19 protein-coding genes are annotated in these 24116 nt (G+C 72.0%); 6 read left to right on the top strand and 13 right to left on the bottom strand.

The window, feature by feature from the left end; genetic code table 11:
* Window positions 1-198: 198 nt before the first annotated feature.
* From ACIRHA_RS42630 to ACIRHA_RS42660, 7 genes are all read right to left on the bottom strand, one after another.
* Window positions 199-1176 (bottom strand): cation diffusion facilitator family transporter, encoded by a 978-nt coding sequence (locus ACIRHA_RS42630; protein ID WP_403857448.1) that lies wholly within the window; start codon window positions 1174-1176, stop codon window positions 199-201.
* 88 nt (window positions 1177-1264) lie between these two features.
* Window positions 1265-2416 (bottom strand): mannose-6-phosphate isomerase, class I, encoded by a 1152-nt coding sequence (gene manA / locus ACIRHA_RS42635; protein ID WP_403857452.1) that lies wholly within the window; start codon window positions 2414-2416, stop codon window positions 1265-1267.
* Between the two features lie 73 nt (window positions 2417-2489).
* A complete protein-coding gene (locus tag ACIRHA_RS42640; protein WP_403857455.1) occupies window positions 2490-3617 on the bottom strand; it encodes an SIS domain-containing protein in 1128 nt (375 codons plus the stop codon).
* Window positions 3618-3682: 65 nt separating this feature from the next.
* A complete protein-coding gene (locus tag ACIRHA_RS42645) occupies window positions 3683-3853 on the bottom strand; it encodes a Trm112 family protein (protein ID WP_403857458.1) in 171 nt (56 codons plus the stop codon).
* A 330-nt stretch (window positions 3854-4183) separates the two neighbouring features.
* On the bottom strand, window positions 4184-5551 hold the full coding sequence (locus ACIRHA_RS42650) for a phosphomannomutase/phosphoglucomutase (protein WP_403857461.1): 1368 nt from the start codon (window positions 5549-5551) through the stop codon (window positions 4184-4186).
* A gap of 148 nt (window positions 5552-5699) precedes the next feature.
* Complete coding sequence (locus ACIRHA_RS42655) at window positions 5700-7316, bottom strand: L-lactate permease (protein ID WP_403857464.1); 1617 nt, start codon at window positions 7314-7316, stop codon at window positions 5700-5702.
* 140 nt (window positions 7317-7456) lie between these two features.
* Complete coding sequence (locus ACIRHA_RS42660; protein WP_403857467.1) at window positions 7457-7834, bottom strand: DUF3499 domain-containing protein; 378 nt, start codon at window positions 7832-7834, stop codon at window positions 7457-7459.
* 321 nt (window positions 7835-8155) lie between these two features.
* On the opposite strand from ACIRHA_RS42660, the gene ACIRHA_RS42665 reads away from it, so the two are divergent.
* Entirely contained in the window at window positions 8156-8650 is a 495-nt protein-coding gene (locus tag ACIRHA_RS42665) for a metallopeptidase family protein (RefSeq protein WP_403857512.1), read from the top strand.
* A gap of 45 nt (window positions 8651-8695) precedes the next feature.
* Here the strand turns inward: ACIRHA_RS42665 and ACIRHA_RS42670 are convergent, their stop codons facing one another.
* The 3 genes from ACIRHA_RS42670 to ACIRHA_RS42680 all read right to left on the bottom strand — a co-directional run bounded on the left by ACIRHA_RS42670 (window position 8696) and on the right by ACIRHA_RS42680 (window position 14302).
* Window positions 8696-10159, bottom strand: a complete 1464-nt coding sequence (locus tag ACIRHA_RS42670) for a DUF5719 family protein (protein WP_403857470.1) — start codon at window positions 10157-10159, stop codon at window positions 8696-8698.
* Window positions 10156-13839, bottom strand: a complete 3684-nt coding sequence (locus ACIRHA_RS42675) for a glycosyltransferase (protein ID WP_403857473.1) — start codon at window positions 13837-13839, stop codon at window positions 10156-10158. The genes ACIRHA_RS42670 and ACIRHA_RS42675 overlap by 4 nt, the downstream gene beginning before the upstream one ends.
* Before the next feature lie 199 nt (window positions 13840-14038).
* Window positions 14039-14302, bottom strand: a complete 264-nt coding sequence (locus tag ACIRHA_RS42680; RefSeq protein ID WP_127831770.1) for a WhiB family transcriptional regulator — start codon at window positions 14300-14302, stop codon at window positions 14039-14041.
* A 618-nt stretch (window positions 14303-14920) separates the two neighbouring features.
* On the opposite strand from ACIRHA_RS42680, the gene ACIRHA_RS42685 reads away from it, so the two are divergent.
* Genes ACIRHA_RS42685 through ACIRHA_RS42695 form a run of 3 tightly spaced genes read left to right on the top strand, consistent with a single transcriptional unit; the run spans window position 14921 to window position 17782 of the window.
* Window positions 14921-15454 (top strand): cysteine dioxygenase, encoded by a 534-nt coding sequence (locus ACIRHA_RS42685; protein ID WP_403857476.1) that lies wholly within the window; start codon window positions 14921-14923, stop codon window positions 15452-15454.
* Between the two features lie 43 nt (window positions 15455-15497).
* Complete coding sequence (gene cofD / locus ACIRHA_RS42690; protein WP_403857479.1) at window positions 15498-16469, top strand: 2-phospho-L-lactate transferase; 972 nt, start codon at window positions 15498-15500, stop codon at window positions 16467-16469.
* Entirely contained in the window at window positions 16466-17782 is a 1317-nt protein-coding gene (locus tag ACIRHA_RS42695; RefSeq protein WP_403857482.1) for a coenzyme F420-0:L-glutamate ligase, read from the top strand. Before cofD ends, ACIRHA_RS42695 begins: the two co-directional genes overlap by 4 nt.
* A gap of 58 nt (window positions 17783-17840) precedes the next feature.
* On the opposite strand, the gene ACIRHA_RS42700 is transcribed toward ACIRHA_RS42695, so the two are convergent.
* The 3 genes from ACIRHA_RS42700 to ACIRHA_RS42710 all read right to left on the bottom strand — a co-directional run bounded on the left by ACIRHA_RS42700 (window position 17841) and on the right by ACIRHA_RS42710 (window position 21441).
* Window positions 17841-18755 (bottom strand): DNA-3-methyladenine glycosylase family protein, encoded by a 915-nt coding sequence (locus ACIRHA_RS42700; protein WP_403857485.1) that lies wholly within the window; start codon window positions 18753-18755, stop codon window positions 17841-17843.
* 222 nt (window positions 18756-18977) lie between these two features.
* Window positions 18978-20060 (bottom strand): sugar phosphate nucleotidyltransferase, encoded by a 1083-nt coding sequence (locus tag ACIRHA_RS42705; RefSeq protein ID WP_403857488.1) that lies wholly within the window; start codon window positions 20058-20060, stop codon window positions 18978-18980.
* 91 nt (window positions 20061-20151) lie between these two features.
* On the bottom strand, window positions 20152-21441 hold the full coding sequence (locus ACIRHA_RS42710; protein ID WP_403857491.1) for a peptidoglycan recognition protein: 1290 nt from the start codon (window positions 21439-21441) through the stop codon (window positions 20152-20154).
* Window positions 21442-21850: 409 nt separating this feature from the next.
* On the opposite strand from ACIRHA_RS42710, the gene ACIRHA_RS42715 reads away from it, so the two are divergent.
* The gene (locus ACIRHA_RS42715) at window positions 21851-22606 is read left to right on the top strand and encodes a TIGR03089 family protein (protein WP_403857494.1); all 756 of its coding nucleotides are present in this window, start codon (window positions 21851-21853) and stop codon (window positions 22604-22606) included.
* 109 nt (window positions 22607-22715) lie between these two features.
* The gene (locus ACIRHA_RS42720; RefSeq protein WP_403857497.1) at window positions 22716-23993 is read left to right on the top strand and encodes an LCP family protein; all 1278 of its coding nucleotides are present in this window, start codon (window positions 22716-22718) and stop codon (window positions 23991-23993) included.
* Window positions 23994-24116 lie beyond the last annotated feature (123 nt).

Raw genomic sequence — 24116 nt, forward strand, 5'->3', positions numbered from 1 at the left:
TCTGCCGCCGGCGGCGGGGGGGCGGCGGGGGGGGGGGGGGGGGGTGTAGCGGCGGCCGGGTTGTGGGGGGGGGGGGGGCCGCCCCCCCCCCCCCCCCCCCCCCCCTCCACGTAGAGGAAGAAGCCTTGTACGCGGTTGGGGCCCGCCGGGAAGTCCGGCGGGCCCCAACCGCGTACAAGGACTGCGTACAGGAAGCGGTCAGTGCTCCGTGGCCGGCGTCGGGCCGCCGGGGCGGGCCTCCACGTCGGAGCCCTTCGCGGCCTCGGTCTCGCTGAAGATGTCGGGCTCGAGGTAGATGACGCGGGCGATCGGGACGGCGGCGCGGATGCGGGCCTCGGCGTCGTTTATGGCGCGGGCGACCTCGGCGGCCGTGTCATCGTGCTGCACGGAGATCTTCGCGGCGACGAGGAGTTCCTCGGGGCCGAGGTGGAGCGTGCGCATGTGGATCAGGCCGGTGACGGTGTCGCCGTCGACGACGGCCTTCTCGATCTTCGCGATCTCGTCGGTGCCCGCGGCCTCGCCGAGCAGCAGCGACTTGGTCTCCAGGGCGAGGACGATCGCGATGGCGATCAGCAGGATGCCGATGCAGAGCGTGCCGATGCCGTCCCAGACGGCATCGCCGGTCGCGAGGGTCAGGCCGACGCCGAGCAGCGCGAGGACCAGACCGATGAGCGCGCCGAAGTCCTCCAGGAGCACGACCGGCAGCTCAGGAGCCTTGGCGCGCTTGATGAACTGGCCCCAAGTGAGCTTGCCGCGCAGTGCGTTGGACTCCTTGATGGCCGTACGGAAGGAGAAGCCCTCGGCGATGATCGCGAAGACGAGCACGCCGACCGGCCAGTACCAGTGCTCCAGATCGTGCGGGTGGCTGATCTTTTCGTAGCCCTCGTAGACGGCGAACATGCCGCCTACGGAGAAGAGGACGATCGACACCAGGAAGGCGTAGATGTAACGCTCGCGTCCGTACCCGAAGGGGTGTTGCGGAGTCGCCTCGCGCTGGGCCTTCTTGCCGCCGATCAGCAGCAGGAACTGGTTGCCCGAGTCCGCGAGCGAGTGGACGGCCTCGGCGAGCATCGACGAGGACCCACTGAAGAGGAACGCCACGAATTTCGCTACCGCGATCGCTAGGTTGGCGGCCAGCGCCGCCACGATCGCCTTGGCTCCGCCTGAAGCACTCATGTCGTTCCTGGTGTCCTTTCGAGGTTCTACGTAGTACGTCCCGTGCGCGGTGGGTCATTGTTGCAGCACGGGACGTCGCAGGTGCCTCTCAGGCCACCACCGTCGCACGGAATACCGTGCCGGATCCGGACACATTCACCTTTTCGCCCGCCGGAACGAAGGCCGATTCGCCGGGTGCGAGCGCGAGCTCGCCGGCCCGGACGGTGCCCGCCGTGCACAGCAGGATCTGCGGCGTCGCGGCCGTCAGGTCGTGGTCCGCGCCGCCCTCGGGCAGCACGAAGCGCGAGAGGCGGAACTCGTCGATGGGGGTGTCGTAGACCTCTTCGCCGTCCGGCGAGGCCTCGGGGCGCAGTACGCCGGGGTCGGTGGCCTCGAAGCGGACGATGCGCAGCAGTTCGGGCACGTCGACGTGCTTGGGGGTGAGGCCGCAGCGCAGCACGTTGTCCGAGTTGGCCATGATCTCGACGCCGAGTCCGTCGAGGTAGGCGTGCGGGACGCCGGCGCCGAGGAACAGGGCCTCGCCGGGCTGCAGTTGTACGTAGTTGAGCAGCATGGCCGCGATGACGCCCGGGTCTCCGGGGTAGTGGTGGGCGATGCCGGCGTACGGCTCGTAGGAGCCGCCGATGCGCTGGGCAGCGGCCGTGGCCTCGGTGACGGTGCGCTCCATGTCGGCCGGGTCCGCGCTCAGCACAGCGGTCAGGACCTCGCGCAGCGCCGCCTCTTCGGGGTGGGCGCGCAGCAGGTCGGCGTACGGCTTGAGGCTGTCGACGCCGAGACCTTCGAGGAGCTTGGCCGCCTCCTCGGGAGCGCGGAAGCCGCACAGGCCGTCGAACGGCGTGAGTGCGCAGATCAGTTCGGGCTTGTGGTTGGCGTCCTTGTAGTTGCGGTGCGGGGCGTCGATCGGGACACCGCGCCGCTCCTCGTCCTCGTAACCCTCCTTCGCCTGCTGGAGGTTGGGGTGCACCTGGAGGGAGAGGGGCGCACCCGCGGCGAGCAGCTTGAGGAGGAACGGGAGGCGGGGGCCGAACTTGGCCACTGCCTGGTCGCCGAGTTCCGTCTCCGGGTGCGCGTCGATGATCTCGTTCAGCGGGCCGCGCTCGGTGCGCGACGGGGCGCCGGGGTGCGCGCCCATCCACATCTCCGCCTGCGGTTCACCGGTCGGGCTTACGCCGGTGAGCTGCGGGATGGCGGTGGTGGAGCCCCAGGCGTAGGGGCGGATGGTGTTGGTGAGGCGGTCCATGAGGTTCTTCTTCTACTCAGTGCGGCGGCGGGCGGTGGGGACCTGCGGTGGGGGCCAGCGGTGCGGGTCCAGATCACGCGCTGGAGGCGAGGCCCAGGTAAACGGCGGCGAAATCCGTGACGGCGATCAGCTCCGCCAGGGTCTCCAGGTCGCTGCCCTCCTCCGGCTCCAGTTCGCTGATGGCGACGTCGTGCGAGAGCGCGAGTTCGCGGGCAGCGGGCGCGGCGGTGAGGCCGCCGGCGGGCCGGTCGCGCAGCAGGACGACGCGGGCGCGCAGCGTCTGGACCTCCTCGACGCGGTCGCGGAAGAAGTCGTCGGGGTCGGCGCCCGCGGCCATGTCACCGGTGAGGAGCGCGCCGTGGGCGGGCATCGCCTCGGGCAGGTCGGCGGCGAGCGCGGCGCGCCCTGCGAGCTCGGCGAGAGCGGCGGCGAAGCGACGGCCCGCCGGGCCCGCGGCTGCGCCTTCCGTCCAGATCAGCGGGAGCGCCTCGGCGAGCTCGGCGGCGAGCGTCTTCGCCGGGTTGCTGTACGTGGCGATGGCCGGGCCGCAGCGCTCGGCGACCTGGTCGAGGCGGTCGGCGACCTTGTCGAGCGTGTCCGGCGCGGCGGTGAGGAGGCCCGTGCGGTCGAGTAGCGCGAGGAGGGGCGTGAGCAGCGCCCACAGTGCGCCCGGCGCGGAGGCGGCCGCGGGTTCGTCCTGCTCGTACGGGGCCGTGGCCATCGGTACGGACAGTCCGTGCGCCCCTGCGACCGACTCGGTCAGCGGGGCGCCGGAGGGGCAGACCGCGACGGCCGTGACGCCGCGCCGGTACGCCTGCTCCACGAGGAGCGAGAGGCCCGGCTCCGTGCCGTCCGGGGTCACGATCAGGAGGAGGTCGACCGAGCCCGCCCAGCCCGGCAGCTCCCAGCGCAGCGCGCCCGCCGCGGGGGCCACGCCGGTGGGGCGCAGGCGGACGACGGGGCTGGCCGCGCCGGCCAGGCGCCCGATGAAGTCGGCGACGCCGGCGGCTGCCGTGCCGGGGCCCGCGATCAGGACGGCGCGGGGCCGGCCCTCGGGCTTCAGCTCGGCGATGCCGGCCTCGGCCGCGTGCCGGGCCGCCGTGCGGACGCGGGCGCCGGCCTCGGCGGCGCCGCGCAGCAGGCCGCGGCGGTCGGCCCTGGCCAGTGCGTCCGGGTCGTCCAGGATCGATTCGTCGAACATGGCGTCGGGCCTCTCCTGCGGGCGGCTTCGTTTCGGGGGATCCGGCCTGATCCAAACGACAGGCCCTACGCGGGGCGGCGCGCCTCGTCGATCAGGAGGACGGGGATGTCGTCGCGGACCGGGTAGGCCAGGCCGCAGTCCTTGCCGGTGCAGATCAGCTCGGCGTCGGCCTCCGTGAGCGGGGCGTGGCAGGCCGGGCAGGCGAGGATCTCCAGGAGGCCGGCTTCGAGCGGCATGGTTCCCTCCGGGGGTGTGTGGGGTTCGGGGTGCGCTGCACCGCGTGCGGCGCTGATCACCAGCGTACCGGCGGGGGACGGGGGTGTGTCGTGGGCGGTCCACCCGGGGTTGACGCCGCGGGGCTCTGCCCCGGACCCCGCTGCTCAATCGCCGCAGGGGCTTGAAAGACCTGCTCGATCGCCGGGAGGGCTTGGAAGGAGACCTGATCAATCGCCACAGGGGCTTGAAAGGCCTCCTCAATCACCGGGAGGGGCTTGATTGACCGCCGCAGGGGCTCGATATGGGGCGGAGGGCGGCATGAGGCGGAGGAGGCGACAGGTGGCCGGGGGTCAGGCGCGGATGATGGCCAGGGCCTCGTCGCGGATTTTTTCCATTGTTGGGGTGTCCCGGGCCTCCGTGTTCAGGCGGAGGAGGGGTTCCGTGTTGGACGGGCGGACGTTGAACCACCAGTCGGTCGCCGTGATCGTCAGGCCGTCGAGCTCGTCCGTCGTGATGCCCTCGCGGCCCGCGTAGGCCGCCTTGATGGCGGCGAGGCGGTCGGTCTGGTCGGCGACCGTGGAGTTGATCTCGCCGGAGGCCGCGTAGCGGTCGTAGGCGGAGACCAGGGCGGAGAGCGGGCTGTCCTGGCCGCCGAGCGCCGCGAGGACGTGGAGGGCCGCCAGCATGCCCGTATCGGCGTTCCAGAAGTCGCGGAAGTAGTAGTGCGCGGAGTGTTCGCCGCCGAAGATCGCGCCGGTGGTGGCCATCTCCTGCTTGATGAACGAGTGGCCCACGCGCGTGCGCACGGGCGTGCCGCCGTTCTCCTTCACGACCTCCGGCACGGTCCAGGAGGTGATCAGGTTGTGGATGATCGTGCCCGAGCCGCCGTTGCGCGCGAGTTCGCGGACGGCGACCAGGGCGGTGATCGCGGACGGTGACACCGGGTCGCCGTTCTCGTCCACCACGAAGCAGCGGTCCGCGTCCCCGTCGAAGGCGAGGCCGAGGTCGGCGCCCTCGGCACGCACGCGTGCCTGGAGGTCCACGATGTTCGCCGGGTCCAGCGGGTTCGCCTCGTGGTTCGGGAACGTGCCGTCCAGCTCGAAGTACATCGGCACGACGTCCAGCGGCAGGCCTTCGAGGACCGTCGGGACCGTGTGCCCGCCCATCCCGTTGCCCGCGTCCACCACGACCTTCAGCGGGCGGATGGCCGTGAGGTCGACCAGGCCGCGCAGGTGCGCCGCGTAGTCCTTCAGCGTGTCGCGCCGCGTGACGGTGCCAGGCGTGGCGGCCGGCTCCGGGGCGCCCGACGCGCTCCACTCCTCGGCCAGTCGCCGGATCTCCGCGAGGCCCGTGTCCTGTCCGACCGGCGCCGCGCCCGCCCGGCACATCTTGATGCCGTTGTACTGCGCCGGGTTGTGCGAGGCCGTGAACATGGCGCCGGGCAGGTCGAGCGCGCCCGACGCGTAGTACAGCTGGTCCGTCGAGCACAGGCCGATCTCGGTGACGTCCGCGCCGAGGGCGGCGGCCCCGCGCGCGAACGCCCCGGTCAGTCCGGGCGACGAGGGCCGCATGTCGTGACCCACGACGATCGCGTCGGCGCCCGTCACCCGCACGAACGCGGCGCCGAACAGCGCGGCGAGGTCCTCGTCCCACTGGTCCGGGACCACCCCACGCACGTCGTACGCCTTAACGATCTGCGACAGATCAGCAGCAGCCACGGTCTGCCCAGCCCTCCTGGAGTCCTGCACGGACCCACAAAGTACCTGGCCGCACTGACAGCGAACCGTGAACCCCTCATTCCTCCCGGGAAACCCGCCCGCCCGCGTCCTCACTGGTCACAGCAGTACCAAGCGGTGCCCACTCTCCTCACGGCAGCATCCACGACAGCACCGTGGTGCTCTGCGCCCACACGATCAGACACATCACCAGCAGCAGCCCGGCGCTCCACGGCAGCACCTTGCGCAGCAGGTCGCCCTCCCTGCCCGCGAGGCCGACCGCCGCGCAGGCGATCGTCAGGTTCTGCGGCGAGATCATCTTGCCGAGGACGCCGCCCGAACTGTTCGCCGCGGCGAGGAGTTCCGGCGAGAGGCCCGACTGCTGGGCGGCCGTCACCTGGAGGGCGCCGAAGAGTGCGTTGGCCGAGGTGTCGGACCCGGAGACCGCGACGCCGAACCAGCCGAGAACCGGCGACAGGAAGGCGAGCCCGGCGCCCGCGGCCGCCACGAAGTGCCCGATGGTGGCGGCCTGTCCGGAGAGGTTCATGACGTACGCGAGGGCCAGCACGCTCGTCACCGTCAGGATCGCGAACCGCAGTTCGTGCACGGTGGCGAACCACTCGCGCACCGCATCGCGCGCGTGCACCCCGATGACGACCGCGGTGAAGACGCCCGCGATCAGTACGAGCGTGCCGCCCGTGGAGACGAGCGGCAGCGTGAAGATGTTGCCGCCCACGGGCTTGCCGCTCGGGTCGGCGACGTTCAGGAAGGGCCAGTCGAAGACCCAGTTGGCCTTGGTGAGCAGGTCCTTGATGGCGGGGATCTGCGCCAGGGAGAAGATCACGACGATGAGCGCGTACGGCGCGTAGGCACGCAGCACCTCGGGGCGCGCGTCCTCCTCGTCCAGGTCCTCACTGCGTACGCCGGTCAGGACGGCGGCGCGTACGGGTTCGGTGGCGGGCCTGCGCGCCTGCGGTACCGCGACGAGGGCGCCGGCGCCCACCAGGGCGGCGCCGATGTCGGCGAGTTGGGCGGACACGTAGTTGGAGGCCACGAACTGGGCGACGGCGAAGGCGAATCCGCACGCGAGGGCGGGCACCCAGGTCTCGCGCAGGCCCCGCTTGCCGTCCACCAGGCCGACGAGCACGAGCGGCACCACGAGGGCGAGCAGCGGCGTCTGACGGCCCACCACGGAGGCGACGGCATCCAGCGGAAGGCCCGTCACCTGAGCCAGCGTCACGACCGGCGTGCCCATGGCTCCGAAGGCGACGGGCGCCGTGTTGGCGACGAGCGCGACGACCGCGGCCTTCACGGGGTCGAAGCCGAGCGCGACCAGCATCACCGAGCAGATGGCGACCGGCGCCCCGAACCCGGCGAGCGCCTCCAGGAGTGCGCCGAAGCAGAACGCGACGACGAGCGCCTGAATGCGCGGGTCGTCGGAGAGCCGCCCGAAGGAGCGGCGCAGGATGTCGAAGTGCTTGGTGCGCACCGTCATCCGGTACACCCACAGGGCGTTGACGACGATCCACATGATGGGGAAGAGCCCGAACACCGCGCCCTGTGCGGCGCTGGAGACGGTCTGCCCGATGGGCATGCCGTACGCGAGCCAGCCGACGGCGGCTGCCACGGCGAGACCGATCAGGCCCGCCCGGTGCGCCTTCATGCGCACGGCGCCGAGCAGGACGAGGACGGTCACGAGCGGTAGAGCCGCGACGAGGGCGGACAGGCCGAGCGAGCCGCCTACGGGCTCCAGTTGCTGGACGAACACGTGCGCCTCCCGGAATCCCGGAGTCGGGTGGCGAAATCGTCGTGTCCTCAACAATCGCGGGTCAACGCGTGCGACTGTGAAGATCCCGTGAAGGGGGCTGATCCACAAGGAAGTTGATCAGTTGCCGGGAAGGGAGTTGATCAATTGTCGGGCGAGCGCAGCACCCGGAGGTGGCCGCGGCGCGCGACCTCCATGGGGTCCGCGGTGCGCGCCCCCGAGCCACCGGCCCCGGCCGCGCGCTCCTGCGGGCGGGCCGCCTCGCGCACGGCGTTGGCGAGGGCCTCCAGGTCGTCCCCGCTGGGGCGGCTGGGGGCGCTGGGGTCGGAGAGCCGGACGACCTCCCAGCCGCGCGGCGCGGTGAGGCGCTCGGAGTGCTCGGCGCACAGGTCGTAGCAGTGGGGTTCGGCGTAGGTGGCGAGCGGGCCGAGGACCGCGGTCGAGTCGGCGTAGACGTACGTCAGCGTCGCGACGGCGGGACAGCCGCAAGCGGTGCGCGAACAGCGACGTACAGGGCTCACAGCGTTGGACGGTACCGCACTCTTGAGCGGGCCGCGACGACTCTCCCCGAGGTCACCCCACCGTGTCGGGGTGTGATCCGGCGCACATCGCCGCGCGCGGGCGCCCCGATGACCTGCAGCGACCCCGGGTGGTGCGCCCCGCAGGGCAGTTGAAAGCGGTCACCACTCGGGGCATATAGCGCCAATTGCCGCGAGATCCCCGATCCGGGAGAGAAGTTGAATCAGCCCCAAGATTGGCTTGATCGGTCAGGAAGCGACATGGAGAGCCCCGTCAGGCGCCGCCCCGCTTCCTGCGCCGCGGAGGACTACGCTGCGTCAGTGATGGAAAGGCCAGTCAACACAGACGACGCGGTTTCGCCACCCTCCGGGGAGCCGCGCCCGCCGCGCCGCCGTGACCGGCACGGCCGGGGCATGCGCGGCCCTGTGGCGCCCCCGCAGGTGCCGCTGTCCGCGAGCCGCGCCGAGGCCTTCTCCGACCTCGTACAGGACTCCGTGGAACGCCTGGAGCGGCGCTGGCCGCAGCTCGCCGAGGTCGACTTCCTGATTCTGGACGTGCCCCGGCTGACGGCCGAGGACGAGGCGTGGGCGGGCGGCGCGGTGCCGCTCGGCGGCACGGTCCCCGCGCAGGACGACACCCCCGCGCGCGTGGTCATCTACCGGCGCCCCGTGGAGATCCGCACCAAGGGCCGCGAGGAGCAGGCGGCGCTCGTGCACGAGGTCGTCGTCGAGCAGGTCGCGGAGGTCCTGGGGCTCACTCCGGAGACCGTGGATCCCCGCTACGGGGACTATGGAGACTTCGGGGACGGCGAGGACTGATCCCGCCGCCCCACAGGCAGCCTCTTCGGGCAACCGCTTCCGCAGCTACTTCTGCACCACCGAGAGGTCCTCGTCCGCCTTCGGCACCGACACCATGCCCCGGTCGTCCGGCAGCGTCTGCACCGTGAACGCGGGGACGGAGCCCTGCTTCTTCTCCAGCATCCGCGAGCCGTGGACCGGGCCACCCGACACCGGCTCCACCGTCAGCGCGTACGAGCCCTTCAGGCCGGACGGGACGGGCGGGGTGACCGAGAGGGTCGTACCGCCCTTGACCGTGTACTCCTTCGTGGTCGCCGTGCCGCCCTCGGTGCCGGGGGACGCGGTGACCTTGACCTTGCCGGTCGACTCGGGCGCGGTCAGGGCGAGCGTGGAGCCCTTGGAACGGTTGTCGGCGACCGTGGCGCGCGCGCCGATGCTCCGCGTGGCCGGGATGAACGCGGTCTCCTGGTCGGCTCCCTTGCCGCGCGTGACGCGCAGGGCGGCCACGACCGGCACGGAGCCCTCGGAGGGCGTCAGGAACAGCGATCCCGCCTCGCCGCGCGTCACGGCGCCGAGGTCGACGGCCGTGGTCATGCCCGACTTCAGGTGCAGCGTGTCGTGCCCGGCGGGCGCGATCTTGCCGCTGGAGGTCGCGAGCTGGACCTTCAGGTCGGCATCGTCCTGGCCCGGTGCGAAGGCGACCAGGCGCACGTTCTTGGCGTCCTTCGGGATGCCGGGCAGCACGAGCGACGCCGCCGGGTCGGCGGAGGCGGGCAGCCAGTCACCGCCCTGCTTCTCGTCCACGTCCGACATGGCCGCCCCGACCCGGCCGCTGCGCGCGGTCACGTGCAGCGTGAGGTTCGTGTACGCCTTGTCGGTCAGCGTCGAGAGCAGCACCGGGACGCTGGAACGCGGCGGGACGGTGATGCCCTCGCCCACCTCGGACTTGATGGCCCCGTCGGGGCCGTACATCTGTACGTCCACCACCGCGGCCTCGTCGTCCGGGTTCGTGAGGTGGACGTAGTCGCTGCGGCCCTTGGCGGTGCTGGCGCCGGGGAAGTAGAAGTCCGTGTCGGGCTCCGAGCAGTTCACACCGAGCAGACCGCGGCCGGAGCCCGCGGTCACGCTGGTGGTCTGCTGGACGGTCCAGCCGGGCGCGAGCGCGCCGTCGGCGGTGCCGGTCAGGGCGGGCGCCTCGGCCCCGGTGGCGTCGCCCGCGACAGGCGTGCCGGGCTTCTTCGGGGTGACGACCGCCTTGCCCTTCTTACCGCCCTTGGCGGGCAGCAGCTCCGCCGTGCCGCCGCCCTCGGTGCCCTTCGTCTCGGGCGTGTACGAGGTGTACGCGGTCTCGGCCAGGTCGGACTGGCTGGGCTCCGGGCACAGCAGACTGGAGCGCTCGACAGGGAGGCGCGCGGCGGCCGCCGTGCCGGAGGTGTCGTCCCCGCCGGGCGTCGTGGTGGCGGCGGCGAAGCCCGTGACGGCGGCCAGGGCGGTCACGGCGGCGATCAGGGACAGGGTCGTGCGGTTCACTGCTGGCTCCCGTCGGGGCGCTCATTGTCGGCGCCGTTGCCGTGGCCGTGCTGCTGCTCGTACATCGGGTCGTACTGCTGGGGCTGGGGCTGCTCGTACCCGCCTCCGTAGGCGTACGGGTCGTACTGGCCCGCCTGGTAGGGGTCCGCCTGCTGGTCGTACCCGTAGGCGCCGCCCTGGTACTGCTGCTCCCCCGCCGCGTACGTGCCGTAGTCGGCGGCCGCGTAGCTGGGCTGGTCCCACTCCGCGTAGGTCTGCTGGTGCGGGAAGCCCGCCATCGGTGCCTCCTCCGGAGGAGGAGGCACGGCGGCCCCGGGGGCCGGCTGGGGCGCCGGCTCCGCCTGTGCCGCCTGCTCCGCCTCGGCCTGGGCGCGCAGTCGGCGGGCCCTTCGGCCGTCGCCCGCGAGGTCCTCGGCGCTCACCACAGGCTCGTCCGGCAGGTCGTCGTCGACGTCCTGGCGCCGGCCCGGCAGGGCGAGCACCACGAGGACGAGGGCGAGTGCGCCCTGCGCCCACAGCCAGGCGGTGTGCGTGATCGGCGCGTCGTAGGTGACGTCCAACGTGCCGCCCGACGCGGGCAGTTCGAAGCCCTGCGCCCAGCCGTCGACGGTGGTCTTCGTCAGAGGCGTGCCGTCCAGCGTCGCGGTCCAGCCCTCGGCGGACTGGTCGGCGAGGCGCAGGACGCGGCCCTCCTTGCCCTGCGGCACCTTCGTGTGCAGCTCGACGGGGCCCGCCGCGACCGGCACGGCCTCCTCCGCCGTCGAACCGGCGTCGGCCTTCGGCAGGACGACGGCCCGCGCCACCTGCCGGTCGACGCGCCACAGCGCCGTGCCGTCCTGCTGGCTGAGCCGGGTCAGGCCGGGCGTCGCGTCGAGGACGCGGCTCATCTCGCGCGGCGCACCGCCCCGGACGAGGACGTAGCGCACGGCGAAGCCGCCGAGCTGGTCGGCCTGATCGGCGCCGGAGCCTGCGACCAGGTTGGCGACGACCTTGTCGAGCTTGGCGTTCTCGCCCGCGGCCGCGGTCAGCTCGCCATCGCCGAGACGCGCGCCCGAGCCCCGGACCAGCGAGTACGCGACGTCGCCCGTGGAGCCGTCCATGACGAGCGTGCGGGCCTGGTCGCGGGTGCCGGCCTCCTCGGCGACGAACGCGGGCACCTGCACCGGGTCGCGCCGCTCCACGGGCCCGTCGGCGCCGCCGATCATCCAGCCCGCGGCGAGCAGCACAGGGCCCGCCGCCGCGGCGAACGCGATGAGCGCGGCCACCGGCTGACGCCAGCCGAAGCTCTGCTCGGCCACCCGCGAGCGCGCGCCGTCGGCGCCGAGCGCGGCAGCGGCCAGGAGCGCGATGCCGTAGACGAGAGTGGCGGGTCCGGCCCACGCCGAACCGTTCGACAGGGCCGCGAAGACGAGCGCCACGACGGCGACGGCCCAGGAGGCGACGATCGCGCGGCGGCGCTCGGTGCGCAACAGGGCGGCCAGCGCCGCGAGGACGATGCCGACGAGCAGCAGGCTGCCCGTGGTTCCGGCGCCGCCCGGCGACGCGCCGAGCAGCCCGGGTCCGGTCGCGGCTCCCGCCTCGTACGACAGGCCGGCTTCCTTGAAGAAGCCGAACGGGAGCAGCGAGAGGGACCACGGAGCGAGCATCAGCAGCGGCGTGCCGAGCACGGCCAGGAAACGCAGCCCGTAGGCGGTGATGTCGGAGCGCCGCACTACAAGGAGGGCGATACCGAGGACGAGGGCGATCGGCCACACGATCGGCGTGAACGCCGTCGTGATCGTGAGCAGCAGCGCGTACGCCCAGGTGGCCCGCCAGCTGCCGCGCCCGCCCTGAGTGTGCGTCAGGCCCGAAGCGGCGAGACCCGCGCGCGCGAGAAGCGGCAGCAGGATCGCGAGCACCGTGGTGCCGATGCGGCCGCCCGCGAGGGCGCCCGTGACGGCGGGCAGGAAGGCGTACGCGACGGCCGCCCACGCGCGCAGCAGGCGCGAGGTGACGAGCGGCCTGGACGCGAAGTACGCGGTGAAACCGGCGAGCGGCACCGAGCCGACGAGCAGCACGGTGACCGCGAGCCCGGTGGAGCCGAACAGCACGGAGGCGAGGGTGGCAAGCAGCGCGAGGTACGGGGGCGCCGCCTGCGTGCCGCCCGTACTGGTGGCGTGCCAGGCGTCGACGTATCGCGCCCACAGTTCGGACGCGTCGGCGGGAGCCGGCAGCAGCGCCCCGCCCGCGAGCGCTCCGCCGCCCAACAGCCCTCTACAGGCGATGAGGGAGACGAAGAGCAGCACGACCAGGAGCATCGGTCCGGGGTTGCGGGCGATGCGCTTGAGGCGCGCGAACCGCTCGATCCGGATGAATTCGGCGTCGTCGGGCGACACGAGGCCGCCGCCTCCGTGCCGGCCCGCCCTGGCGGTCTCCGGGTCGGAGCCCTCGAAGAGGTTCCCCGCCACCTGTTCGACGGTGAGCCGCACCGTCGCGCCCGGTGGCGGGAACAGCGGGCGCAGTTCCTTGGGGTCGACGGCACCCTTGCCGCGCTGCCTGCGGGCGGCGAGAATCCGCCCCGGCCTCAGCAGCGTCGCCAGCAGACCGGTGATCTCGTCGAAGGCCTGTCCCGGCACCTTGCCGACGAGGTACGCGAGCGTACGCAGCACCGTGCCGAACACGAGGCGCAGCAGAACCCACGGAAGCGTCGCCCCGCGCGCGTTGGCGAGCAGCGTGTAGACAGCGCCCGCCTTGTCGACCTTGTGCGGCGACGTGGCGGTGCGGCCGACACAGTCGACGGTGCGGCGCTCGCGGGAGGACGCCTCGGCGTGCCGCACGACGGCTTCGGGGGCGACGACGACACGGTGGCCCGCGGCATGGGCGCGCCAGCACAGGTCGACGTCGTCACGCATCAGCGGCAGCCTGCGGTCGAAGCCGCCGAGCTGCTCGAAGACATCACGCCGGATCAGCATGCCGGCGGTGGACACCGACAGCACAGGCCGCACATGGTCGTGCTGCCCCTGGTCCTGCTCGCGGCGGTCGAGACCGGTCCAGCGGCGCCCGGAGTGGGCGATGGAGACGCCGACCTCGAGCAGCTGCCTGCGGTCGTACCAGCCGCGCAGCTTGGGTCCGACGACGGCGACGTCGCTGCCGGCCTCGCGCTCCATCTCGACGACGCGCAACATCTGCGCGAGCGCGTCGGGATCGGGCGCGCAGTCGTCGTGCAGCAGCCACAGCCACTGCTCGGGTGCACCGTGCGGCAGGTCCGGCAGGTCGTACGCGTCGTCGCGCCAGGAGCGGCTGACGGGGTCCCAGCCGCTGGGGCGCTTCAGGTACGGCAGCTCTTCCGGGGTGAGGACGCCCGCGCTGCGCACGGCCTCCCCGACGGCCTGGCCGAAGCCGGTGCGGCGCGCGAGATGCAGAACGCGGTCGTCACCGATGGCCCGCGCGACGAGCGCGGCGGAGTCGTCGGCGCTGCCGGTGTCGGCCGCCACCGCGTTCTGCACGGGGCGCTCCTGGGAGAGCAGTCCTGACAGAACGTCGGGCAGCCAGCGCGCTCCGTCGTGCGAGACGACGACGGCGGTGACGACATGCCTGGGGAACTCCGGGGCGCTGCTCGGGTCGACCCCTGCTGCGGGCCCCGGGTTGAACGCGGCGGCGGCAGTGCCGAATTGGCCTGCCGAGTGGCTGTGCACGGACATCGAGGTACGGGCCCCGGTTCGTTGGACTGCGGTGGACGCCCGCGCCCACTGGGGACACGGTGGCGTCCGGGACGGGGCCCCACACTAACGGCTGCCAACAACGGCGGCCCGCCGCCTGTGGACAACCACGGGCAGCGGGCCGGAAAGCACCGCACATCTCGGGAACCGGGGCCCTGGGGCCCGAGCCGAACGACAGGCCCTATACAGCGGCTTTCTTCAGCCGACGGCGCTCGCGCTCGGAGAGACCGCCCCAGATGCCGAAGCGTTCGTCGTTGGCGAGCGCGTATTCGAGACATTCGGAGCGGACCTCACACGCGAGGCAGACCTTCTTGGCCTCTCTCGTGGAGCCGCCCTTCTCGGGGAAGAAGGATTCGGGGTCGGTCTGGGCGCACAGCGCGCGCTCCTGCCAGCCGAGTTCTTCTTCCGCGTCCTCGACCAGCAGATCCTGAAACGACTCGGTCATAGTGCGCCCCTCGTCTGTCCGTGCGTCCCCGTGATATTGCCGTCACCGATTTCGGCTGAACGACACGAGTGAAATTACAAGTGTGCCGATCCGGGGCAGTCAAGCCGAGATCTGCTATTGGGCCCGTTATTCACTCTGCGGAACCAAGGCTATGCGGAAAGTGTTCAAATCGCCAAAAACCATGACACTTGCCCGAGGCTCATGCGGAGCCGACCGCACTCCACGCGACCGCCCCTCCTTCGATGGACCGTCACAAGGAAGGACGCCGCAAAGATCACTGCCGTTCCGACGTTTGCACGCCGGGTTGCTGCGCCACATGTCCGGCCGCCCCGCTGCACAAACCTTTCGCCAGCCAAGGGCACCGGATGAGGTGAACCATATTCCACAATCCGGACATTGGGTTGACAACGAGGGCATGACCCGCTGTCCTGATGGGCATGCTCGCGTATTCGGCACCCTCGACGACCCGCACCGCCGGGTCCGTTCGCGCTGCCCTCGCAAGCTGTCGCTGTTGCTGTTCCAGCTGTTGAGTCGTTGAGCCCGTCGGCTCCGACCACGCTTCTTCTCATCTCAGTACGGCCCTGTGCACCGCACTCCCTTGAGGAACACCACCACCCCATGAACAGCGACAGCGACCTCCAGATCGCCGGCGACATCCTCGAAGTCACGCACCTGCTGCAGCCCGCCCGTGAACACCCCGAGACGGTGGCCGAGTTCGTCGGCCTCGCACGCTCCATCGCCGCCGACCGCTCCCGGTGGGAGCACCTCGTCGAGTACGACGCCACGACCCGCTGGTACCACCGCCTGCACACCGGGCCCGGCTACGAGGTGTGGCTCCTGTCGTGGGTGCCGGGCCAGGGCAGCGGGCTGCACGACCACGGCGGTTCCTCCGGCGTACTGACGCTGCTGCAGGGCGAACTGACGGAGCGTACGCAGGGGGGCGTGCGCGCGCTCGGCACCGGCGCACAGCGGGTTTTCGCGCCCGGCTACGTCCACGAGGTCGTGAACGACTCCCTGGAGCCCGCGGTCAGCCTGCACGTCTACTTCCCGGGCCTGACCGAGATGCCGATGCTCCCCCAAGCTCCCGAATCCGCTCGAACAGGGGGAACCCCCTCCCCGACCTGCTCCGTCGCCGAAGGCACCACTGTCTGAGACCGGCCGACGCGTTGTCAGAGGTGCCTGCGATGCTGGGCACATGCGCATTGTGGTTCTGGCAGGCGGCATCGGTGGTGCCCGGTTCCTTCGCGGTCTCAAGCAGGCCGCGCCGGACGGCGCGGCCATCACGGTCATCGGCAACACCGGGGACGACATCCACCTCTTCGGCCTGAAGGTCTGTCCGGACCTCGACACGGTGATGTACACGCTCGGCGGCGGCATCAACGAGGAGCAGGGCTGGGGACGTACGGACGAGGCGTTCACGGTCAAGGAGGAGCTCGCGGCGTACGGGGTCGGACCCAAGTGGTTCGGGCTCGGCGACCGGGACTTCGCGACGCACATCGTCCGTACGCAGATGCTCGGCGCCGGCTACCCGCTCAGCGCGGTCACCGAGGCGCTGTGCGAGCGATGGCAGCCGGGCGTGCGGCTCCTGCCCATGTCGGACGACCGCGTGGAGACGCACGTGGCGGTCGATGTGGACGGCGAGCGCAAGGCCGTGCACTTCCAGGAGTACTGGGTGAAGCTGCGCGCCTCCGTGGACGCGCAGGCCGTCGTGCCGGTCGGCGCCGAGCAGGCGAAGCCCGCGCCCGGCGTCCTCGAGGCCATCGCCGAGGCCGACGTGATCCTCTTCCCGCCCTCGAACCCCGTGGTGAGCGTCGGGACGATCCTGGCGGTCCCGGGGATCCGGGAGGCCATCGCCGATTCGGGCGCGCCCGTCATCGGGCTCTCGCCGATCGTGGGCGACGCACCGGTGCGCGGGATGGCCGACAAGGTGCTCGCGGCCGTCGGCGTGGAGTCCAGCGCGGCCGCCGTCGCCGAGCACTACGGTGCGGGACTGCTCGACGGGTGGCTGGTCGACACGGTGGACGAGAAGTCCGTGGAGCGGGTCGAGGCGGCCGGGATCCCGTGCCGGGCCGTGCCGTTGATGATGACGGACCCCGTGGAGGGCACCGCCGCCGCGGAGATGGCGCGTGAGGCGCTGAAGCTCGCGGAGGAGGTGCGCGGCGCGTGACGACCACCCCTGCCGCCCCCGGCTTTCGCGCGTGGGCCCTCCCCGGCATCCCCGAGGTGCGGGAGGGCGACGACATCGCGAAGCTGATCGTCGCCGCCGAACCGGGACTCGTCGACGGTGACGTGCTGCTGGTCACTTCGAAGATCGTCAGCAAGGCCGAGGGCCGGGTGCTCAGGGCCGACGACCGGGAGTCCGCGATCGACGCCGAGACCGTACGGGTCGTGGCGCGGCGCGGCACGCTGCGGATCGTCGAGAACAAGCTGGGGTTGGTGATGGCGGCGGCAGGCGTCGACGCGTCCAACACCCCTGCCGGGACGGTGCTGTTGCTGCCCGAGGACCCGGACACGTCGGCCGCCGCCATCCGCGAGGGCGTGCGCGATGCGCTGGGTGTCGAGGTCGGGGTCGTCGTCACCGACACCTTCGGCAGGCCGTGGCGGAACGGGCTGACCGATGTCGCCATCGGGGCGGCGGGCGTGCGCGTACTCGACGACCTGCGGGGCGGTACGGACGCGTACGGGAATCCGCTCAGCGCCACGGTGGTGGCCACCGCCGACGAGCTGGCGGCCGCGGGTGACCTCGTGAAGGGGAAGGCCGGGGGGCTGCCGGTCGCCGTACTGCGTGGACTCGACGCGACCACCGGCGAGGACGAACAGGGCGGATCCGCACGGGAGTTGGTGCGGGTCACGCGCGACGACATGTTCCGGCTCGGTACGTCGGAGGCGGTACGGGAGGCCGTGACGCAGCGGCGGACCGTACGGGCGTTCACCGACGAGCCGGTCGACCCGGGGGCCGTACGGCGGGCCGTCGCCGCGGCCGTCACGGCGCCCGCACCGCATCACACGACGCCGTGGCGGTTCGTGCTCCTGGAGTCGCAGGAGTCGCGGACGCGGCTGCTCGACGCGATGCGGGACGCGTGGATCGCGGATCTGCGGCGGGACGGCAAGAGCGAGGAGTCGATCGCGAAGCGGGTACGGCGCGGGGACGTGCTGCGTAACGCGCCTTATTTGGTGGTGCCCTGTCTCGTGATGGACGGGTCGCACACGTACGGGGACGCGCGGCGCGATGCCGCCGAGCGGGAGATGTTCGTGGTGGCCACCGGTGCCGGTGTGCAGAACTTCCTGGTCGCCCTGGCCGGGGAGCGGCTCGGGTCCGCGTGGGTCTCGTCGACCATGTTCTGCCGGGACGTCGTACGGGATGTGCTCGGCCTGCCGGAGGCGTGGGATCCGATGGGGGCCGTCGCGGTGGGGCATGCGGCGGGGGTGCCGGGGGAGCGGCCGGAGCGGAGTGTCTCCGACTTTGTTGAGGTGCGGTAGGACGCCGGGCGGGCGTTTGGCGGTGGGCCCACCGCGCCTCACCTCACCTCACCTCACCTCACCACTCCGCGATGTTCACCTTGCGCATCTTGGGTTGTCTGCGCGGTGGTGAGACGCCACTGAGCATGATCAGGCGGGCCGCCCGGTGGCGCTGGCCCGCGTACGGGGCCAGGAGTTCCAGCATGTCCTCGTCCGTCGCGTCCCTGTTGGCCGCGAGGGCGTAGCCGACGATGCCGGGCAGGTGCAGATCGCCCGTCGTCACCTCGTCGGGGGCGCCGTGCGTGCGCTGGACCGTCTCCGCGGAGGTCCAGGGGCCGATGCCGGGGACCAGTTCCAGGCGGGCGCGGGCCTCCCCCGGCTCCATCCGCGCCGCTTCCTCCAGGCGGCGGGCGACCTGGGCCGCGCGGATGATCGTCGAGGCGCGCTTGTTGTCCACGCCCGCCCTGTGCCACTCCCAGGAGGGGATCAGCGTCCAGGTGCGCGGGTCCGGCATCACGCGCATGCGCAGGTCCTCGCCGGCCGGGCCCGGGGCCGGTTCGCCGTACTTGTTCAGGAGCAGGCGCCAGGCGCGGTACGCCTCGTCCGTCGTGACCTTCTGTTCCAGGATCGAGGGGATCAGGGATTCGAGGATCAGGCCGGTGCGGGTGAGGCGGAGGCCGGGGCGGCGGTGGGTCGTCCGGGCGACGAGGCGGTGGCGGGGCTCGAAGGCGGTCGGGTCGTCCGACTCGCCGAGCAGGTGCGGGAGGTGGGACAGGAACCAGTCGGCTCCCTCGCCCCAGGCCCGGGCCCGGACCGCGCCGTCGTGGTCCTCGGTCACGCGGAGGGTTGCCGGGCCCTGTGGGGTGCGGCTGGATCGCCACACTGCGCCGTCCGGTGTGGTGCGGAAGGTGGGGTCGGCGGGGCCGCGTCGCAGGGGGCTGAGGGTGAGGCCCAGGTGGAGGGGGGTTTCGGAGGGGTATCGGCGGCCGGCCACGGGGTCCTTCTGGTGGGGCGGGGGGTGGGGAGGGTGGGTCTTCGAGGGTAGGGGGTTTTCTTCCCCGAGCCCGCCCCTTCCCGAACTCGGGGCTCCGCCCCGGGCCCCGCGGGCTCTCGTCGAAAGTGCGGGGCTTGAAAGATCGGGGCTCCGCCCCGCACCCCGCTGCTCAAACGCCGCAGGGGCTTGCTATGCCCACCCGCCGCAGGGGCTCAAATCGGGTCACTGGTCCGATGAGAAGCGGATGGAGGCCGGAGGGAGGGTTGTGTTGCACCACACGCGGGCGCCTGATTGGAGTTCGTTGTCCGCGCCTACGTGGGCGCCGTCGCCTATCACCGCGTCCTTGAGGGTCGTACGGGCGCCGACGCGGGCCGCGGTGCCGACCAGGGAGTCCGTGATGACCGCGCCCGGTTCGATCACGGCGTCCGGCAGGATCGCGGAGCCGGCGATGCGGGCGCCCTCGCCGATCCGCGCACCCTCGCCCACGACCGTGCCCTCGGTGAGCTTCGCGTCCGGGGCCACCCTGGCCGTCGGCAGGATCAGGCGGTCGCCGCGGCGGCCGGGGACGGCGGGTGACGGGGCGCGGCCCATGACCAGGTCGGCGGAGCCGCGGACGAAGGCCTGGGGGGTGCCGAGGTCCAGCCAGTAGGTCGAGTCGACCATGCCCTGGAGGTGGGCGCCGGAGGACAGGAGGTCCGGGAACGTCTCGCGTTCGACCGAGACCGGGCGGCCTGTCGGGATCGTGTCGATGACCGAGCGGCGGAAGACGTACGCGCCCGCGTTGATCTGGTCCGTGACGATCTCTTCGGGGGTCTGGGGCTTCTCCAGGAAGGCCGTCACCCGGCCGGTGTCGTCCGTCGGCACCAGGCCGTACGCGCGCGGGTCCTCGACCCGCGACAGGTGGAGGGAGACGTCCGCGTCCGAGGACTGGTGCGTCGCGACCAGGGCGCCGATGTCGAGGCCCGTCAGGATGTCGCCGTTGAAGATCAGGACCGGGTCGTCGGGGGCCGAGTGCAGGCGCGAGGCGACGTTGCGGATGGCGCCGCCGGTGCCGAGGGGTTCGACCTCGGTGACGTATTCGAGGTGGAGGCCGAGGCGGGAGCCGTCGCCGAAGTAGGGCTCGAAGACCTCGGCCAGGTACGAGGTGGCCAGAACGATGTGGTCGACGCCCGCCGCCTTCGCGCGCGCCAGCTGGTGCGTGAGGAACGGCACACCGGCCGCCGGGACCATCGGTTTCGGCGTGTTCACCGTGAGCGGCCGGAGTCTGGTGCCCTTGCCGCCGACCAGGAGGATCGCTTCAGTCACCTGTCGTCTCTGCTTCCTGCTGGGGCCGGCCGAACTGTCTTTCGGCCGGCCAGTGTATGCAGACCGTGCGAGGCGCCCAGGCCGGCCGGCGTCAGCGACCCTGTAGGTGGGCGGAGCTGGTGCGGGCACTGCCGAGCTTGTTGTAGAGCCGGCGTCCCGGACATTCGGTCGCGAAACCGTCCCTGTGACCGGAGATCACCTTGAGTCGTACATTCTTTCCCTTGCGGTAGAGATTTCCACCGCCCGACTTCAGATATGTCGACCCGCGCGGATTCGCGCCGTAGAGGCCGAGCTTCCAGGCCGTGAGTCGTGCGATGGCCTTGACGGCCGCGGACGGCGGGTTGGAGCTGCCGTACGAGCCCAGGACCGCGATGCCCGTGCTGTTGGTGTTGAAGCCGAGGGTGTGCGCGCCCATCACCGGCTTGGCGACGCCGCCCGCCCGGCCTTCGTAGATGTTGCCGCACTTGTCCACGAGGAAGTTGTAGCCGATGTCGCGCCAGCCGCTGCTCTTGACGTGGTAGCGGTAGATACTGCGGATGACTGAAGGGGCTTGCGAGCAGCGGTAGTTGTTGCCGGAAGCGCTGTGGTGGACGAAGGCGGCCTTGACGGTTTTGGTGTAGCCGAGTTTGCGTTCCCGGAGTTTCTCGTTGGCACCCCAGCCCTTGCGCGTGATGATCCGCGGGCGTGGGCCGATGAACGGGCGGGCCGCGGCCTCGGCCGGCTTGCCGCCGCGGGCCTCGATCAGCTCGTCCTCCGTCTGCTTCTTGTCGAGGGCGGGGATGACGCCGGCGTTGGCGCCTTCCGCGCGGGAGCCCTGCGGGGGCTCTTCGCCGGGGTCGACGAGTTCGAGACGCAGGCCCTTCGGGAGGGTGGTCGGCGGCTCGGCACGTTCGGGGCGCTCGGCCTCGGACTCTTCCGCCTTGACGCGTACTTCCACGCCGTCGCTGTCGCCGACCCAGAGCGGGGCGGTCGCGCCGTGCAGGGTGCCCGCGGCGCGTTCCGGGGTGCCCAGGTCGGGGGCGTCGTCGTTGTGGGTCTCCACGTCCTGCCAGGTGGACCAGCGGGTGGTGTCCGTAGTGCGCGTACGCACCTGTACGTGGCCGTGGAGTTGGGCGTCAGGGTCGTCCCAGACGACGCCGACGAGGGAGAAGGGGCGCACGTCGCGGCGGGTGAGCCCTTGTTCTTGCGGAGCGCCGGCGGCGCGCGTCGAGGTGCTGCCGGGCGACGATTCGAGGGGGTCGAGGGGGAGCGACTGGGTGCTGCCGGGGATCGCTTCGCGCGTCGGGGACGGCGCGGCGTGCGAGGCCGTGGGCAGGGTGAGCGGGAGCGCCAGGGCCGCCGCGCAGGTGACACCGATCGATGAAGCAAGGAATCCACGCATGCGCACGATCGTGTGCGGATCCTTGGGCGGCGGCCATCGGGGAGGGTCATACGGGTGTCGCGCCGCGGCGGGGTGGTCGGCTGCGCCGGGGCGGCGCCCGAGGATTCGCTGCGCGGCACCGGGGTTTGAGCCGTGCCGGGGTCGGCGCCCGTCGTTTCCGTTGCGCCGCACCGGGGTTTGAGCCGTGCCGGGGTCGGCGCCCGCGGGTTCGTTGCGCCGCACCGGGGTGCCGCCTTGCCCACCCTGCCGCCCAAGGCGGCAGATTGCCCAAGGCGGGTGGCGGTCGACCGCCACGGGTGGGGAGCCGTCACCGGCGGCCGATTACCCAAGGCGGGTCGCGGTGGACCGCCATGGGTGGGGAGCCGTCACCGGCGGCCGATTACCCAAGGCGGGGACGTAGGCTGGGTGTGTGAATGGTGCACCGCGTACTCCCGCCGCTCTTCTGCAGGCCGCTCTCGATGTCGATCCGGGGCGGCCGCTCGTCACCTTCTATGACGACGCGACCGGGGAGCGCGTGGAGTTGTCCGTGGCCACGCTCGCGAACTGGGTGGCCAAGACCGCCAATCTGCTGCAGGGCGATCTGAACGCCGAACCCGGTGACCGACTCGCCCTGTTGCTGCCCGCCCACTGGCAGAGCGCGGTGTGGCTGCTGGCCTGTTCGTCCGTGGGTGTCGTCGCCGATGTGGGCGGGGATCCGGGCGGCGCCGATCTTGTGGTGAGCGGGCCCGATTCGCTCGACGCCGCCCGCGCCTGCTCCGGGGAGCGGGTCGCGCTCGCGCTGCGGCCGCTCGGCGGACGGTTCCCGCAGCCGCCCGAGGGCTTCCTCGACTACGCCGTGGAAGTGCCGGGGCAGGGCGACCGGTTCGCCCCGTTCGCCCCCGTCGACGCGGACGAGCCCGCGCTCGTCGTGGCAGGCGCCGAGTGGACGGGCGCCGAGGTGGTGGAGAAGGCCGCGGCCGACGCCACCGGGCTCGGCCTGACCGGCCCCGGTTCGCGGCTGCTGTCCGGTCTTGCGTACGACAGCTGGCAGGGGCTCGCCGCGGGTCTCTACGCGCCGCTGGCCACCGGCGGTTCCGTCGTGCTGTGCCGGGGCCTCGACCGGCTCGACGAAGAGGCCCTCGCCAAGCGCGTGGAGAGCGAGCGGGTCACCGCGACCGCCCGCTGACCCCCGGACGGCAGCACTGCTAGTCCGTTCGGCTCAGCTCCACCGGCCTGCCCGCGCGGCGGGGTTCATGGTCGTAGGTACGCCTACGTTTCCATGAGGGGACCTGTACGTGACCGACTCCGCTGCCACGCCCCCGGACCCCGGGCCGGCCCACGGTTCCTCGCCCACCGGCGCGGGGCGCGTGCGGCGGCGCAGGAGATGGCTGCGGTACTCGGCGATCTGCGCGGCGTTCCTGGTGCTCGTGGCGGGCGGCGTCGGCTGGGCCGCGTACGACCGGCTCAACGGGAACATCACCGAGGACACGGACACCGCCGCCGAGCTCGCGCGCTACGAGAAGGAACGGCCCACCGTGCTCGCCGAGGGCGCGCAGAATCTGCTGCTCATCGGCTCCGACTCGCGGGCGGGCAAGAACGGGAAGTACGGCCGCAACGACGGCACCCAGCGCTCCGACACCACGATCCTTCTGCACGTCGCGGCGGACCGGAAGAGCGCGACGGCCGTCTCGTTCCCGCGCGACCTGATGACGGACGTGCCGGCCTGCCGGGAGCCCGACGGCTCGAAGCACGACGCGATGTACGCGATGTTCAACTACGCCTTCGAGGTGGGCGGTTCGGCCTGCACGATCCGTACGGTCGAGAAGATGACGGGGGTCCGGGTCGACCACCACATGGTCGTGGACTTCGAGGGGTTCAAGGACATGGTGAACGCCGTCGGCGGCGTCAGCGTGTGCCTGGACCGGCCGATGGACGACAACGACGCGCATGTGCGGCTGGCCGCGGGCACCCACCATCTGAACGGCGAGCAGGCCCTGGGCTACGTACGCGCCCGCAAGAGCCTCGGCAACGGCAGCGACACCGACCGGATGGACCGTCAGCAGCGGTTCCTCGGCGCGCTCGCCGCGAAGGTGCAGAGCAACGGCGTGCTGCTGAACCCGACCCGGCTCTATCCCGTGCTCGACGCCGCCACCTCCTCGCTGACCACCGATCCCGGGCTCGCCAGCCTGCGCGGGCTCTACGACCTGGTGCGCGGCATGCGCGGCATCCCGGCCGAGCGCATCCAGTTCCTGACGGTGCCCCGCGAGTCGTACGTCTACGACGCCAACCGCGACCAGCTCGTCCAGCCCGCGGCCGACCGGCTGTTCAAGCGGCTGCGCAAGGACACGCCCGTCAAGGTGGCCGAACAGGCGCCCGCGGACGAGGAGTACGGCGCCCAGGACGAATCCGGCACAGGCGTCGAATCAGATGGATATTCGGATGACTCCGACGGATACGACGGGTCCGATGAATACGGCACGTCCGACGGCGCGAACGGAAGCGACGGGAAGCCCGGCGCCTCCCCCGCCCCCACCTTCCGCGGCAACACCGCCGGGCAGGCCTCCTGCGGCTGAGAGCGGCTGAGAGCGACTGAGAGCGGCTGAATCCGGACGCCAGGACGGCGCCTCAACGGCCCCTGGGTAAAGCGGAAGTCATCATCTGACTCACAGGTTCAAAGAAATGGCCCGGATTGCCCA

The sequence above is a fragment of the Streptomyces sp. NPDC102360 genome (assembly GCF_044766085.1).
Classification (GTDB): Bacteria; Actinomycetota; Actinomycetes; order Streptomycetales; family Streptomycetaceae; genus Streptomyces.

Bases quoted from the DNA above. Each gene is read 5' to 3' on its own strand.
- ACIRHA_RS42630 (WP_403857448.1), bottom strand. From the start codon at position 1,176: ATGAGTGCTTCAGGCGGAGCCAAGGCGATCGTGGCGGCGCTGGCCGCC.
- ACIRHA_RS42685 (WP_403857476.1), top strand. From the start codon at position 14,921: ATGAACAGCGACAGCGACCTCCAGATCGCCGGCGACATCCTCGAAGTC.
- ACIRHA_RS42675 (WP_403857473.1), bottom strand. From the start codon at position 13,839: ATGTCCGTGCACAGCCACTCGGCAGGCCAATTCGGCACTGCCGCCGCC.
- ACIRHA_RS42710 (WP_403857491.1), bottom strand. From the start codon at position 21,441: ATGCGTGGATTCCTTGCTTCATCGATCGGTGTCACCTGCGCGGCGGCC.
- ACIRHA_RS42680 (WP_127831770.1), bottom strand. From the start codon at position 14,302: ATGACCGAGTCGTTTCAGGATCTGCTGGTCGAGGACGCGGAAGAAGAA.
- cofD (WP_403857479.1), top strand. From the start codon at position 15,498: ATGCGCATTGTGGTTCTGGCAGGCGGCATCGGTGGTGCCCGGTTCCTT.
- ACIRHA_RS42640 (WP_403857455.1), bottom strand. From the start codon at position 3,617: ATGTTCGACGAATCGATCCTGGACGACCCGGACGCACTGGCCAGGGCC.
- manA (WP_403857452.1), bottom strand. From the start codon at position 2,416: ATGGACCGCCTCACCAACACCATCCGCCCCTACGCCTGGGGCTCCACC.
- ACIRHA_RS42645 (WP_403857458.1), bottom strand. From the start codon at position 3,853: ATGCCGCTCGAAGCCGGCCTCCTGGAGATCCTCGCCTGCCCGGCCTGC.
- ACIRHA_RS42665 (WP_403857512.1), top strand. From the start codon at position 8,156: ATGGAAAGGCCAGTCAACACAGACGACGCGGTTTCGCCACCCTCCGGG.